The 16,205-nt window shown below is 37.4% G+C and carries 8 protein-coding genes; 2 read left to right on the top strand and 6 right to left on the bottom strand.

What is annotated here, in order from left to right; genetic code table 11:
* Nucleotides 1-193 precede the first annotated feature (193 nt).
* Nucleotides 194-2,947 (top strand): putative mucin/carbohydrate-binding domain-containing protein, encoded by a 2,754-nt coding sequence (locus AB3I42_RS06190; RefSeq protein WP_258924797.1) that lies wholly within the window; start codon nucleotides 194-196, stop codon nucleotides 2,945-2,947.
* A gap of 328 nt (nucleotides 2,948-3,275) precedes the next feature.
* A complete protein-coding gene (locus tag AB3I42_RS06185) occupies nucleotides 3,276-4,277 on the top strand; it encodes an acyltransferase (protein ID WP_081115146.1) in 1,002 nt (333 codons plus the stop codon).
* Nucleotides 4,278-4,409: 132 nt separating this feature from the next.
* Here the strand turns inward: AB3I42_RS06185 and AB3I42_RS06180 are convergent, their stop codons facing one another.
* The 6 genes from AB3I42_RS06180 to AB3I42_RS06155 form a co-directional block, all read right to left on the bottom strand.
* Nucleotides 4,410-7,046 (bottom strand): cation-translocating P-type ATPase, encoded by a 2,637-nt coding sequence (locus AB3I42_RS06180; protein ID WP_368022379.1) that lies wholly within the window; start codon nucleotides 7,044-7,046, stop codon nucleotides 4,410-4,412.
* A gap of 746 nt (nucleotides 7,047-7,792) precedes the next feature.
* Nucleotides 7,793-8,824, bottom strand: a complete 1,032-nt coding sequence (queA, locus tag AB3I42_RS06175) for a tRNA preQ1(34) S-adenosylmethionine ribosyltransferase-isomerase QueA (RefSeq protein WP_010736867.1) — start codon at nucleotides 8,822-8,824, stop codon at nucleotides 7,793-7,795.
* A 128-nt stretch (nucleotides 8,825-8,952) separates the two neighbouring features.
* Nucleotides 8,953-9,663 carry a hypothetical protein gene (locus tag AB3I42_RS06170; RefSeq protein WP_010736866.1) on the bottom strand — a complete coding sequence of 237 codons (711 nt, stop codon included), beginning with the start codon at nucleotides 9,661-9,663 and terminating at the stop codon, nucleotides 8,953-8,955.
* A 159-nt stretch (nucleotides 9,664-9,822) separates the two neighbouring features.
* A complete protein-coding gene (locus tag AB3I42_RS06165; RefSeq protein WP_010736865.1) occupies nucleotides 9,823-11,646 on the bottom strand; it encodes an amino acid permease in 1,824 nt (607 codons plus the stop codon).
* A gap of 560 nt (nucleotides 11,647-12,206) precedes the next feature.
* Complete coding sequence (locus AB3I42_RS06160) at nucleotides 12,207-14,912, bottom strand: YhgE/Pip domain-containing protein (RefSeq protein ID WP_306690284.1); 2,706 nt, start codon at nucleotides 14,910-14,912, stop codon at nucleotides 12,207-12,209.
* A gap of 258 nt (nucleotides 14,913-15,170) precedes the next feature.
* Nucleotides 15,171-16,115 carry an NADP-dependent oxidoreductase gene (locus AB3I42_RS06155; protein ID WP_010736863.1) on the bottom strand — a complete coding sequence of 315 codons (945 nt, stop codon included), beginning with the start codon at nucleotides 16,113-16,115 and terminating at the stop codon, nucleotides 15,171-15,173.
* Nucleotides 16,116-16,205 lie beyond the last annotated feature (90 nt).

Genomic DNA, 16,205 nt, shown 5'->3' with positions numbered 1-16,205 from the left:
TCCTATAAAAAATGATTGCTCTCCTAAAGTTATCCACATCAAATATTGTTACATCAATGTCTTAACTCATTCCTAGCAAAATAAATTTCTTCTATCTTTTTTGAAATATAAAAAAAAAATATCTGAGCCACTAATAATATGCTTAGGTCCTAAACAGAAATCTTTATTTGGATAGGAGAAAGGATGAAATACAATGAAAAAGAAAATAATTGTTACTTCAGCTACTGGTATCATGCTATTTTCAAATTTACTTTTACCAAGTGCCCAAGTACTAGCTACCCAAGAAAATCTCTCATCAACTAATACTCAAGTTATTCCTAAAGCCTCAACGCAAAGTTTTACATTAAAAGGCTACGATAATACAACTTTTGCTCAAATCAGTGTTGCTAACAGTAACCTTCACTTGCAAATCTTCGCTGTTCAACCACATTGGGGCTTCTATGGAGATACTTACGCAAGTTTACAAATTAAACGTGGGACACAAGTGGTTTATCAAAAAAACTTTGTCGGCAACCAAAAATTGACAGCCGAACAAAAAGATATTCCTTTACAAAATGGGGATATCGTAACGATCACACATCGTGAAGCGAATGATACTCGTTTTGTTGCTACAGATCCTTCTTTAAAGGGCAATACTGCCGGCAATTACACCTATCTTGTTAAAAATGGCAAATTAGAAAACCTCACTTCGCAACTGGCAGAAGCGACGAAAGCCGTCAATGATTTATTCGATGGCGAAACACCTAAAGCTGAAAATACACAAGAACAATTAAACACAGCTTTAGAAAAAATCAATGCTTTACCTAACGGATTAGCTGAACGAACAGCTTTACAAAAAAAATATGACCAAGCTTATCTTGCGTTAAAAACCTATAAAAAAACGATGTTCACCACAGCATATCCAGGAAATACTGCTGCTGCAGGAATTTTAATGGGGAAAGATCATGATCGTCAAGATTTAGGTATCCAATTAACAAAAGGTGCAAAAATTACCATTAGACAAACGAATCCAAAATTCACTTCAAAAATGACGTTGCGTTTATTAACCAATAATTCAAGTACTGAATCTGCTATTGATTTCACAACAAACAATGTCACACTAACTGCTAAAGCTTTAGCAGTACCATTTGTTTATACGCCATATAATCAAGAAAATGGGGAAAAACCACAATTAGAATTTACTGTAGAAGGACAAAAAATCCTATTACCAGTCTTTAGTAAAAATGGGGATATCGAAGCATTTAAAGATACTTGGAATCAAACAAAAGGTTATGGATTGATCAAAGGAAAGAGATTTCAAACTTTCTTACCTGAACAAAATCGCAATCAAGCTTTAAAAGTGGACCTCAACCGTCTAATTGATAACTATGATAATGATATTATCGGATCCTATAATGAATTATTAGGTTTATCTGACAATGACCCAAATCCATTGAACCGTTCTTCAGAACGTAGATATTTCTATAAAGCAGATGCTTCAGGTGCGGGTGCTCTTTATTATGGTGGCCTTTGGGCAGCACAAACTAGTACGTCTGGCGACGCTTGGTTAGGCGATGGTTGGGGAGTGCTTCATGAAACTGGTCACGGCTATCAAGGAAGCTTTATGAACAAAGGAATGGATGTCGGTGAAGTTTGGAATAATCTATATGGTGTAATTTATAATTACAAACACATGGGTAAAACTGCTGCCGATAAAAATTCTTGGCTTTATGATTATGGACACAAACAATCCATTGAAAATGCATTAAAGAATACAATCAATAGTGCTGATCCAAAATTCAATAGTCAAGATTTACGTAAAAAATTAGTCATTCTTTCAAACATCGTTGATAAAGCAGGAAATGAAGGCTTTACAAATTTCTATACAAACTACCGAAAATTTGCTAGTCAGGCAGGATTCAATGCCAATAACTATCCATTACCAGATTTGATCACAACTGAAATGGGTGCACCGAAGAAAGTGGACTTTTCTGCTGTCTTAAACGCTTGGGGCTTATCAGTATCAGAAAAAGCGAAAAAAGCAGCCGCAGATAATGGCTACCAACAAGTGGCTCATTTGGCACAAGTGGTTCCTGATAATCGATTAGATGCAGCGATTCAACAATTGACACAAAATAATCGTCTAAGTTCCGTTTTATCTTTAGTTACAAATGAAGAATTAAAACCATTGAATCTAACAAGCAACGTTACATTGAAGTTTAAAGACGGCAACTTGTTCGAAGGTATGAAATTGCGTATTTTAGATGGAAATAAACTTTATAAAGAAATTACTTTAGGTAGCGACCCAGTTACGATCAACAACATGCCAAATGGTGTATACTCTCTTGAATTGGGAACAGACACTGGTTATATCCAAAAACCATATCTTTTTGTGAAAGACAATGGTACAGTAACTATTTCATTAAATAACTATCTCAAAGAAGCCACAGAAGCTGTTGACCACTTATTCCAAGACAATGATCATTCGAAAATCAAGACAAATCTGATGCAAAAAGATATTGATCAAGCCAAGAAAAAAGTAACGGCTTTACCAAACAGTAGCCAAAAAGATAACTTATTGACACGATTAAATAATGCTTTTGATCAATTGCAAGAGTTTACTTTCAAAGGATTAGGAAACTTCCATTTTGCTTCCTTTGACGTAGCAAATGGCGTAGCAACCGTACGTACAATAGCTGGTACTCCGCATAGTTACTTCAATGATCGCTATGCAAGTATCACTATTTCACGTAATAATGAAACGCTCTATCAAAAAGAATACATTGGAGATCGTCATTATGATGCTAAAACGGATACGATCAATTTGAAGGAGGGCGACACAGTTACTGTGACACACCGAGAAGCAAATGCAACTCGTTTAGCCATCAATCATGAGAACTTGAAACACAATACAAGAGGAACATACCATTACGATGTACGTAACGGACAATTAGTTCTAAGAAAGTAAAAAATGTTATTAAAAATTCTATACTAACTATTTAACTGAAGCTGGAGCAACGATTGCGGCTCTTTGTCAATCATGAAGAGACTGGGACAAAACTTGTCTCAGTCTCTTCTAGTATTTCTAAATACGAATAAACGGTGAGATAAAACTAGTATCTTCGGAAAATTTGAGGAGCACCAAGCAGGTAACAATCAACATCAAAAACTAGTGTTTGTATTTCTTGTCAATTTTCGGAAATTCTTTCTTATTTCTTGATACTGAATAATTTTGTCTCAACCTCAAATTATAGAGTCACTATTGCCCCAGCCACTTTATTAAGGATGATTATTTTATGAAACGATCACGCAATCAAAAAATTGATCACTTGAGAGCATTAGCAATTTTGTGTATCATTCTTGCTCATACAGGATTACAAGGAATCCTGTTCAATTTGCGTTGTTTTGATGTGCCATTAATGGCCTTTTGTTTAGCTATTTCTTATTACTATAGCAGCAAGAATCTCTCCTATATTTCCTATGTCAAAAAAAGATTCACTCGTTTAATGGTTCCAACTTATATATTTCTGGCGTTATTATTTACATCACTTTTTTTCATTGCTCAGATTACCGATACTCCTTATCAATTTAATATTTTTTATATTTTGCACGCTTTTTTCATGGATACAGGTTATGGTTATGCTTGGATTATGCGAACGTTTTTTCTTGTATCTTTACTCATGCCCTTCCTGTATAAATTGAGCAAAAAATATCAGCACTTTGTGGAAATACTTGGTATTTTCACTTTATTATTAATCCTCCAAATCTTTTTAGTTTATTTGATTCCTTATGTTCCAAGCTCATGGCAAATCCTTTATACTCAACTCGTTCCTTTAGCTTTTGGCTATTGTCCGATTGCTTTACTAGGATTACTTGTTTTTCAATTAGACCGAAAAAAACTATTACACTTATCAATTGTTATCTTATGTTACTTAAGCATTAGTTTCTATCTCTACGGACTCCATGGATTAACTTACTTTAAATACCCACCACAGTTGCCTTTTATTTTATATGGCTGTTTCTTATGGTATATGTTAGCTAAATATGAAGGGAATTTCTTCGCCCCTATCAGTAATTATCTTTCTCTTCATTCACAAGAACTTTATTTTATTCATATTTTCTATATTTATATTTATGAGTTTTATTTACCAAAGGAAGGAAGTCTGTTAAACAATTGGTTCTTTAATTTTATCTATTTACTTTCTATGTCATTACTTACGTTGTTTTTGATCAATCAAGGCAAAAAGAAAGTAAAACAAATTAAGAACAAAACACGCCAAGTAGAATGTGACGAGTAACCGCAGAAGCAGGAAAGAAAAATCTCTCGCATCAACTTTCCCTACTGAAAGTCAGCTGTTTAAACGTCTTTTAGCCATTTTTTACATGCGAAAGAGCTTGGGCTGTTCGTTTTTGTCCCAAGCTCTTTTGATTTATTCTTCTTCTGCTTCAGGCAATTGATGAAATTTGATCAACTCATTCACAGCCACAGGTACGACTGATAAAAAGCCTACTAACAACCAATGGTTTAAGCTAACATGCACTAAGCCAAAGAGTTCTTGGGTAAACGGTAAAAGTGCAATGACCGTAGTGATGACCAATGAAAGTACCGCCATTTCCAATAACGATTTATTCGTTGCTAAGTTCACTTTGAAAATTGACTGACTGCTACGCACATTGAATACATGGAGGATTGACGAGTATGCTAACACTAAAAAGGCAACTGTCTGTCCAACTTCTTGTCCTGCATCGACCCAAGGGCTAATAGTATCGACATAGCTTCCCAAATAATAACCAAACAAAGTCACGATCGTAAATATAGTCGCATTGATCGCAATTTTTTGTAGTAATCCTCGAGCAAAAATCCCTTCATTCTTAGGAATCGGTGCTTCGTCCATGATCCCTTTTTCTGCTGGTTCACGCCCCAAAGCAAATCCAGGCAACCCATCAGCAACCACGTTGACAAACAACAATTGAACTGCTGTAAACGGTGCTCCCCAGCCCACTAGCATCGCAATCAACACAATAAAAATTTCTGAGACATTACAACTCAACAAAAAGTTGATCGCTTTACGAATGTTTTGATAGACGGAACGTCCTTGACTAACCGCATCGACGATCGTTGCAAAGTTGTCATCGGTCAAGATCATATCTGATGCACTCTGTGCCACGTCAGTTCCAGTGATTCCCATTGCACACCCTACGTCACTTGCCTTCAAGGCGGGAGCATCGTTGACGCCATCTCCAGTCATAGCCACCACGGCACCAGTTCGTTGCCATGATTTAACGATCCGGATCTTGTCTTCCGGCGTAACACGAGCATAAACAGAAAGGTCTTTGACACGCTCGTCTAATTCATCATCAGATAGTGCTTGTAGTTCTGAGCCCGACAGTGCTTCGGCTGGATTGAATAAAATCCCTAATTCTTTGGCTATGGCACTAGCCGTAACAACATGATCTCCTGTGATCATCACTGTTTTGATTCCTGCTTTTTTTGCTCGTTTGATTGCTCCTTTACTTTCAGGACGAGGCGGATCAATCATACCGATCAAACCAATCAAACGTAAATCTTTTTCTAATGCTTCTGAAGTGATTTCTTGCGGTTCTTCTTCATAGGTAGCATAACCTACCGCAATGACCCTTAAAGCTTTTTTCCCAAAGCTATCATTGACGATCGTGGCCTGTTCAATGTCTCCTGAAGTAAAACGCGAAGCTAGGACGTCAAAAGCGCCTTTCGTAATTGAAATGTATTTTTCACCCATTTGATGAACCGTTGTCATCATCTTACGGTCTGAATCAAAGGATAGTTCTGCCACTCTCGGGTACTTTTCTTCTAATTCCTCTTTTGTGTGATAATTTTCTTCAACCGCTCGTACGATCGCGGCTTCTGTAGGGTTTCCTTTGACAATCAATTCATCATTTTCTTTTTCGACCGTCACATCGGTACAAAGAGCAGCCATCTTCAAGATTTCCATCGCACTGTTGGTCATTGAGTCCTCTACATCAGTCACTTCATCTTCTTTGCTCCAAACTCGGCGGACACGCATTTTATTTTGTGTCAGCGTTCCCGTTTTATCTGAACAAATCACATTGGCTGTTCCTAAAGTCTCAACTGCGGGGAGCTGACGAATAATGGCATGTTTCTTCGCCATTTTTTGGACACCATATGCTAAAGTCAATGTAACGATAACTGTCAATGTTTCTGGCACCGCAGCGACGGCTAAAGAAATGGATGTCATAAACATTTCCAGTAAGGGTTCTCCTTGGAGTTCACCAATAATAAACACTAACGCTGCAGCAGCTAATGCGATAAAACTGATGCGTTTGCCTAGTTGATTCAATCGAATTTGTAATGGTGTTTTTTGAGCAGTGTTGTCATTTAAAAGTCCAGCAATCTTACCCATTTCGGTTTTCATCCCGATAGCGGTCACAATCGCTTTCCCACGACCAGCTGCGACTGTACACCCTTTAAACACCATATTGATTTGATCACCTAAGGGATCATCTTCTTGACTCACATAATCTGCATCTTTTTCGACCGCTTCACTTTCACCAGTCAGTGCCGATTCCTCTACTCTTAATTGCGAGGTTTCAACTAATCGAGCATCCGCCGCAATGGCTGAGCCAGATTCCAAGACCAGAACATCTCCCACAACTAGGTGTTCAGCATCCACTTTTTCAACTTTGCCATCTCGGATGACTGTGGCAGTTTGCTTGTTCATATCCTGAAGAGATTCCAACGCTTTTTCGGCATTTCCTTCTTGTACGATAGCTAATACTGAATTAATGATTACGATCGCAATGATCAACAGTCCTTCAAATAAATCCCCATGTTCGGTGGCAAAGGCAGTATAAAAAGAAATGACTGCTGCTACAAGTAAAATAATCGTAGTAAAATCAGATAAACTTCGTAAAAACTTTTTTGCCAATGACTCTTTAGGCGCTTCCTCAAATTTGTTTTTCCCTTGTTCTTGACTTCTTTTTTCTGCTTCTTGGGTCGTTAACCCCTGTTCAATTGTTGTTTTTGTTTCACTCTCCACTTCTTTCACTGTTTTCTTAAAATCATCCATCCTATTCCTCCTTTATTTTAAGCACACAAAAAAGGTACTTATTTTACTATACCACTGTTAAATTGCCTTATTCAACTATACCGCTTGTTGCTTCTCTAAAATAAGCATATCTCGTGAGCTTCTTTTTTGCAACCGTTAACAAAGCGTGCTATATTATAAGTGTAAGGAAGGAGGATACCATCAAATAAACAAAAGAATTTCTCGATAGATTAGTATAAGCAAACAAAGTTGTTAAAAGGTACAGGTTTCACCAATGAGGTCATGTGAAGTATAATCTTTTACAAATAGTGAATGCGTATGAGGCGTTAGATCATGCAGTATCTAAACCAGAAGTAACATGATACGTAAAAAAGAAGAACATGAATATCTGAAAACTGAATAGAATCAAGAGATGTTTCAACTGTTGAAGATGTAACAAAAACAAGATTTTTTGTTTATCAAGAAGAAATTCAACACGGTACTTTGCATGGGTCATGGAAAGTTACACTTATTTTGTTTATTTGATTCCTTCCGCATACGAAGAGCTGGGCTTATCGAGAGCCCAGCTTTTTTTGTCGCCTGAGTTTATTTATCTTCTGCAAGAAACGAATCCATGTCTCCTACACTTTTTAATTCCAACTAAAACAAAGAATAGAAAAAAATCAGTCAAAGAACCCATTTTTCTAGTTGAGGATTCTTTGACTGATAATTTATAATGGGCAATTACTGCCATTTTGTTTAATCGTATTGAAACAGCTTTTTTATCTTTATTTGACAAACATTGCATCGCCGAAACTAAAGAAGCGATAACGTTCATCAATAGCATGTTGGTAAGCTGCTAATGTTAATTCTCGTCCAGCAAAGGCACTCACTAACATGACTAATGTTGATTTTGGTAAATGGAAATTTGTTGAAAATGCCTCTACCACTTTAAACTGATAACCTGGTGTGATGAAAATATCTGTCCAACCACTATCTGCTTTGATTTCACCATCAAATTTGGTTCCAATCGTTTCAAGTGTACGGATCGAAGTCGTTCCTACGGCGATGATCTTGCCACCATTTTGACGGACTTGATTTAAGCGACTTGCTGCTTCTTCTGTTAGACGATAAAATTCACTGTGCATATGGTGTTCTTCAATCTTGTCCACACTGACCGGCCGGAATGTTCCTAAGCCTACGTGAAGTGTCAAATAGACGAGTTCTACCCCTTTTGCTTCGATTTCTGCTAACAATTCTTTGGTAAAATGTAATCCAGCTGTAGGAGCTGCTGCTGACCCGTTTTCTTTTGCATAAACAGTTTGGTAACGATCTGGATCCTCTAAACGTTCTTTGATATAAGGAGGTAAAGGCATTTCGCCCAATGATTCCAACGTTTCAAGAAAAATACCTTCGTATTCAAATTCAATGATTCTTCCGCCATGTTCTAATTCTTCTTTGACAACTGCTTGTAAGCGACCATCACCAAATGTAATTCGTGTACCTACTTTCGCTCGTTTTGCCGGTTTGATCAACGTTTCCCAAGTATCTCCTTCTGTATTTGTCAAAAGTAATACTTCCAGGTGTGCACCTGTTTCAGTTTTTTCACCATATAAACGAGCTGGCAACACACGTGTATTATTCATCACTAACGCATCTCCTGGATGCAATTCTTCTAAGATGTCATGGAAATGTTTATCCGACATTTCCCCAGTTGTACGATCTAAAACTAGTAACCGAGAATGGTCACGGTCTTTTAGTGGTGTTTGAGCGATCAACTCTTCTGGTAAATCAAAGTCAAAATCTTCTGTTGTTAACATATCGTCACTCACTTTCTATCTTCTGCCTTGTCATTCTAACATTTTTACTGTTACCTTGGCAAAACCCGCACTCGAAAAAAGAAGAAAGAGAAACGAACGAACAAACCGATTTCTTGCAAATAATCGTTTTATTTTTTTATAGATTTGATTGCATCATTGATATGATTGAGTTCAAAACGTTCAATTGTGCCTCCAAATTCCGTAGTGATTAAGTCATTCAATTTCTTTGCATCCATTTCTTTGACAATCGCTAAGACCCCTTCTTGTCCTTCTGGGATACAGTTAGCAATATAATGAAAAACATTTTTAGATTTTTTCTCTGCATGATGCGCTTGCCCAAAACCAATGACATCGCCAATCGCCCAGCCAAAGATCGCCCCTAATGGACCACCGAGAAAGCCAATGATAATACCTAAAATACTATCACGCCACTCATTCTTTTCGCCTGAAAGATTCTCAAAATCCATCACTGTAAATCCTCTTTCGTCAAACGCGCGTTGAGCTAACATCACTTGTTGAACCTCAACATCTGGCTTTAGATCATTTCTTTTAAGTTTATTGAACACTTCTAAGCAGTGAACATCTTCCGCCATGTTGATCACTATTAGTGTATTTTCCGGCTCTACTTCGATGTTTGGATCTAGAGCTAGATCTTCCATTTCATAAAAAGAAGAATAATCATTTAGATCACCTGAAGCAATTTTAGCCATCAACATTTCTGACTTATTGAGTTGATCGTCAGATACTTTTTGAAAGTTGCCCATTTGATCCTTGATTTCTTTATATTGATCTTCCGTCAAGACTTTTCCATTTTCAGTATTTCTATAATATTGTGCCATTGTCTTTTCAGCTCCTTCAAATAAATTGGATAAACATGTTCTACTAAAAAAATACATCAATTAAGTGACACTTTTTTATTTATTTTTTTTGTAATTATAAAATAAATAAATAAAAAAATGCCTGAGTTTCTCACTCAAGCATTTTTTGGTCTTTAACATTTATTTCTTCAAATGATAACTATACGTACTTATCACGATATTTTCTCGCCAAGATAAACGAAGTCTTAATCGTAAACTTGTTTGATTGTGTAAGATATTTTGCCAACGACGGTTTGGTACAAACTGTGGAATCAATACTGTCGTCGTATAGTTTTGTTTTGCGGCATTTTTACTTACCAGATCAACGTAGCGGATAATTGGATTTTCAATGGAACGATAAGAAGAATGAACAACTGAAAAACGGACATCAGGAAAATGTTTCTTGAAGTCTGCTTCAATTTCTTTTTCTTTTGCTATATCTTCATCCAATGACACGTGCATGGCCACCACATAATCCCCGATCGAACGAGCATAATTGATCGCACCGATGTTAACACGTGTGACATTTCCTACTAAAACCAGCACGGTATTTCCATCATAGTCATGTAACTTGGCGTCCGTTTCAAGTCGCAACTGTTCTGCTACCTTTTTGTAGTGATCATGAATGCGATAGAAAATATACATCACAATTGGCATGATGATAAAGAATGGCCAAATATCACCTAAGCGGTAAACGAACAAAATCGCAATGATCGCATAAGAGATAAACGCACCTGTGATATTTGCAATAGATTTTCCTAACCAGTTCTTTCCTTCTTTTTTCCATTTAACGACCATTCCTGTTTGTGATAGCGCAAAAGGAATAAATACACCGATCGAGTATAACGGAATCAAACGTTCCGTTGAACCATGGAAAATAAATAAGAGAATGATCGAACCAAAAGCTAATGTCATGATCCCATTTGAGTATCCTAAACGATCGCCACGATCTTGATACATATGTGGCATGAACTTATCTTTTGCCAAATTGTATGCTAATACTGGGAATGCAGAGAATCCAGTATTGGCAGCAACCGCCAAGATCAAAGCGGTAGCAAATTGTAATACATAATACAATGCGCCATGGCCAAAGACAGCTTTCCCAATCTGAGACAATACAGTAACTTCTTTTTCAGGCACGATCCCATACCAATAGTTGATGAACGTGATACCGACAAAGAAGAAGCCTAAGATCAAAGCCATCATTGTTAAAGTTGCTGCTGCATTTTTTGCTCGAGGTTTCTTGAAAAATGGTACGGCATTACTAATTGCTTCAACCCCTGTTAAAGAAGAAGAACCAGAAGAGAATGCTCGCAAAATCAATGCGATCGACACCCCTGGGATTGCAGCTCCAGGTAAGGCTGTTGCATGTAATGGTACGGCACCAGTAATGATATTAAACAGTCCGACCGCAATTAGCAACGTAATCACAATGATGAACGTGTAAACAGGGAATAGCAAGAAAGAAGCCGATTCCCTTAACCCGCGTAAATTCAGCATCATCAAGAGCAATACGATTGCAACTGAGATTGCTACTTGGTGACCATACAATGCGGGAATTGCCGAGGTAATCGCTTCGGCACCAGCTGACACGGAAACAGCTACCGTCAACATATAGTCGATCAACAAGGAACCTCCAGCGATCAACCCGGCATTTTTCCCAAGGTTTTCACTGCTGACGACGTAAGCCCCTCCGCCTTGAGGATACGCGTGAATGATTTGACGGTAAGAGAGAGTTAATGAAATCAATAGAATAATAACAAATGCTGCAATTGGCAGTGAATACCAAATGGCTGCAGTTGACAAGGCAACTAAAACAACCACAATCTGCTCTGTACCGTAAGCAATGGATGATAGGGCATCCGATGACAGCAATGCTAACGCGGCAAAACGAGTTAATTTATGCTCGTCGTTTTCAGCAGATTTCAACGGCTTACCTACTAACAACCTTTTTAAGTAGTCCAATTTTTTTACTCCTTTACACACATATTTACTTCAAAATTATTATTGTCAAAATTAAAAAAAATTTATCTTAAACAAGATGTTATAGTACGCTCCCATAATATAAAAGTCAATAAACTTTCATAAAATTAATTGAAAAAAATTAGAAAAAAAACAGTATTTTTTTCAATCGTACGTTAAATTAGCAAATGCCTTACATTTCAACGACTTTTTTCCTTTTCTGTCAAAAAATGTAACATCTCACTCATCGAGATTTTTCTTTCCTATTCAATAAAAACTTTTACTTTTCGTAGAACTTGAACAACCAGCACTTTCCAAAAAATAAGTAAACGGACTGTGATTTTTTCTAGCAATAATCAATCATTGTGGAATCAGCCATAACAAACTTTACTTTTCTATTTTCAATTTTTTCAATTAAACTCGTTGTTTCTACAAAAAGAAAAAAATAGCTCCTCTGATCACCTAAGCTCTGTTAATAAAATAAAGGCCTTATCAGACGAAAATACATGACTATTTCTGTCTAACAAGGTCTTCTTTTTTCAAACTGGTTATTGCTTTAACTACTAGTGGAAAATATGACTCTGATGTGCTGCTTCTTTGAATTTGACCATTTTTTCTTGGACATAAGGCGCAACAGCCGTTCCAATAACACCAAAGCTAACGAATAGACCAATCATGATCCAAATCGCATTTGCAGCATTTGGCCAATAGATTCCTCCTGCTGATTCTCGTAATAGATTAACCGCATGAGTGAATGGCAAGAATGGATTGATCATTTGGAAGAACTTCCCTGATACTTGGATAGGATAGTTTCCACCTCCACCAGAAATCGATAGCACGAGGATAATGATCGCAAGTCCCTTTCCAACATTATCAAATAGCGCCGCTAAAACATACACGATCATCATAAAGGCTAGCGAGATCAAAACGGCAAAGGACACGCTGTAAACTGGATTATGGACATCTACACCTAATAAAAAGATATTTCCTAAAGTAACGATCAAACTTTGTGCGATAGCCATCGTTAAGAACGTGAGCATTCGAGCAACAAATTGTTCTCGTTTTGTAAAATTGTTTCTTTCTTTTTTACCGAGATAATAATCGGTTGTCGCTACACTTGAGAGTAAGACAGCTCCCACCCACAAGCAAAGTGCTGTATAAAATGGCGTACTTGCCGATCCGTTGTTTGCAATTGGATACATCGTATTGGTTTTTAATTCTACTGGTTGCGTAAAGAAGTCACTCTCTTTCGTGGCATCTAGTTTCAATAATTTGATCACTTCTCCTAGATCAACTTCTTTTTCTCCTTTACGAATAGCATCTGCTGCTTTTTGGATACCTGTCTTGATGTTTGGCCAATCGTTATTGATCAAATCAGCTGCTGCATTTACTGCCGTTTCGACTTGTGGCATTTTTTCATTTGCTGTCGTCATCGTACTTGTGATTTCATTTTTGATCGTTGGCCAGTCATTTTGGATAAAGTTAGCAGCTGTACTCAATTTGTTGGCTAACACTGGCAAATCATTATTATACAGATCGGCTCCTTTATTGATCCCATTGACGATCGTTTCCATATTACCATTCAACATGGTGTTTGCATCATGGATCTCTTGTCCGATCGCTGGCATTTCTTTTTGGTACTTCTCTAATATCGCCACTGCATTGGTCACTGTTGCTTTTGTTGAATTTAACAGCGAATCAAAATCGATTTGGTCAGCCTTGCTTAACGCACCTTGAGCTGTTTCAATCGTACTGATGACTTGATTTAATAGTGAATCAACGGTTGAACTGACTTGGTTCACATCGATTCCAGAAATCAAGTTATTGACATTTTTAGCAGCAGTTTGAATTTGCCCTAAGATATTTCTTACGTTATCGATATTTCCTTCTTGAATGGCTTGTTTCAACGCTGGTAGGCGATTTTGTAAGCCGCTTAAAACTGGTTTGATACTATTTAATGTATCAATTATTTTTTGAAGTTTGGTATTACCCGTTTGATTCTGTAACTGTGTCAAAAAGGTAATCAACTGATCAATCGCTTGTTGCTGTGCTGGTAAACTATTGTAGAGATTATCCAATAATTTGAGTAAGTTTCCCTTCTCTTCTTCCGTCAATTGATTATCTGCAATTGCCTGATCGACACTCGCTGTGAATGAATCAATAGACGTTGCTACCTGACTAATCGATTGTATCGTTGTATTCACACTTGTTGTGATACCTGGTAATGCGTCTTTTAATTGCTCTGCACCTGATTTTGTTTGAGTAGCTAGATCTTTTGCTTGTGTTTCTAATTTCTTCACGTCAGGTAAGATTTCTTGGACTTGTTGAATGATCGACAACCCTTGTTTCGCTTCAGTGATTCCTTGATCCATCGTTTCTTGGATCGATGAAAAATCCTGATCGATCTCAGCAATTTGTCGACCTGCATTTTGGATTTCCGGTATTTTTTGTTGTAAATCTAAAATGATTTTCGCTTGCTCTTGGAGCTGTGGCATTTTATCATTCAGTGCAACCACTTTTTGTCCCATTTCATCGACTTGTGGGAGATAGTCCACAAATTCATTGGCTTTGTTTAACTTTTCTTTAATAGAAGGTAGTTGTTTTTGTAAATCGAGTACTTGTTGCGTATAGCCATCGATCGTATCAAGGTTCTCATCCGTTGAAAGTATCATTGATTTGACCTTATTGATACTTACTAGATTCGAATCAATGTCATAACCGATCTCGTTAAAGACCTTCAATAACGTTGAACTAGCTGTCTTAATAAATTCATCCGTAATCTGTGTTTGGATCGCAGAAGCTCCTTTATCGGTGATCTTAGGAGCGATCGCATTGATTTTCTCATTCACCGTGTATTCGATTTTTGGCTTTCTGATCTCTCCACTCGTAAAACTTAACAAGTCTTCTGAGAAATCCTTCGGTAAGTAGATTCCTGCATAATATTTCCCAGAACGAACCCCTTGTTCCAGTTCTGCTTTTGAGTCAACGAATTGCCATCCGAGTTGTTTATTGTCATGAAGTGATTTGATCACTTCTTTCCCAATTGCGACTTCTTTCCCTCGAAATTCTGTCGGTTGATCTGCACTGTAAACCGCAATAGGCAATTCACCGGTATTTCCGTAAGGATCCCATAACGCTTTGATGTTGAACCACGCATACAATGAAGGGATAATCATAATTGCAATGATCAAAAGTGTAGCAATTGGATTTTTAAAAATTCTTTTCCAGTCAAGTAGATATAATTTTAATGTGTTTTTGATTGACCGCATAAATATCCCCTTCTTCTTTTTTCAGCTGCATTACTTTACCATGTAAATCATGTAATTTTCAATTCCCTTTTTTCAAAAAGCTCGATAATTTAGACATAATAGTCAAACTGTCCGATTGTCTGACCATAGAATTGAAGAAATAGTTAAATTTTACATGTACCACTTTACCATTAAATAAAGCAGAAAGAAATTTTCATGCTAAAAATCAGAAGAAGAAAACGCATCCAGAAAAAGTTTGCTCCTTTTACCAGCCCAGCTCTAATCATAAGTTAATACGATTTTACCTGCAGAGGGGTGTCCTTCAAGTTGATGGTGCGCCCAGATTAAATGATCAAGAGTTGCAGCTAATTCTTCTGCTACAAAAATATGGTAATTTCCTGTTTTATATGCGGCAATTAAATGAGTCAAAGCTTCTTGATCTGAGTATTCTTTTCTAGGAACAAAAGTCTCATAAAACCCATTTTTTTTCTGACGAGATGCAAGGGAAGGCAATTCGTTCAACGCAACATAATGACCTTCTTCTTTCATAATTTTGATAGCCATGTCTCCCGCGATGCTTCCTTTCGTCGCATCGATCACAATATCTGCTTGATTACTGAATACTTCTTCAGGATTTTCTTGATCATAAGAAGAAAAATGAGTAACGCCTAAACTTCGGACTAATTCTTCATTTGTCTTTGATGCACTAGCTAACGTCCGAATCCCTTTTTGATGAAGTAATTGGATCAAACTAGTTCCTACGCCTCCTGAAGCTCCGGTCACCATTACCGTGTCAGTTGGTTGGATCGTTAGCAGATGATTAATCACATTGTAAGCAGTGATCCCCGTCGTTACCATTGCAGCCGCTTCTACCCAACTCATTTCATCTGGTATTTTAGCCACTTTACTTGCTGGTAAGACGATTTCTTCACCGTAAGCACCTGACACAGGATGAACGACTACACGGTCCCCCACAGCAAATGAATCGACGTCACTTGCTACTTCCGTCACGATTCCAGCACCATCATTCCCTAATACGTAAGGGAATGTTAAGGTTCGAACTTCCTTCATCTTTCCTGAACGCAAAGCGACATCATAAGGATTGATACTAAACGCTTTCAATTCCACACGAAGATGATTTGGCGTGACCTCCCTTGGTGTGTCTACTATTTCTTGAAACACCTTTTCAGCTGGTCCATAACCACTAATAGCAAACCTACGCATCTCTACCCCCTCCTTTTCTTCTAGTTTACGTGTAACACCACTATTTGACAAAAAAACTGTTTTAATCGCATCGGTGGCCTTTCTCTTTCA

This window comes from Enterococcus sp. C53 (assembly GCF_040887425.1).
Lineage (GTDB): Bacteria > Bacillota > Bacilli > Lactobacillales > Enterococcaceae > Enterococcus_B > Enterococcus_B hirae.
Note: the sequence above shows the minus strand (reverse complement) of the source record. Positions and strands in the feature narration are given on the sequence as shown.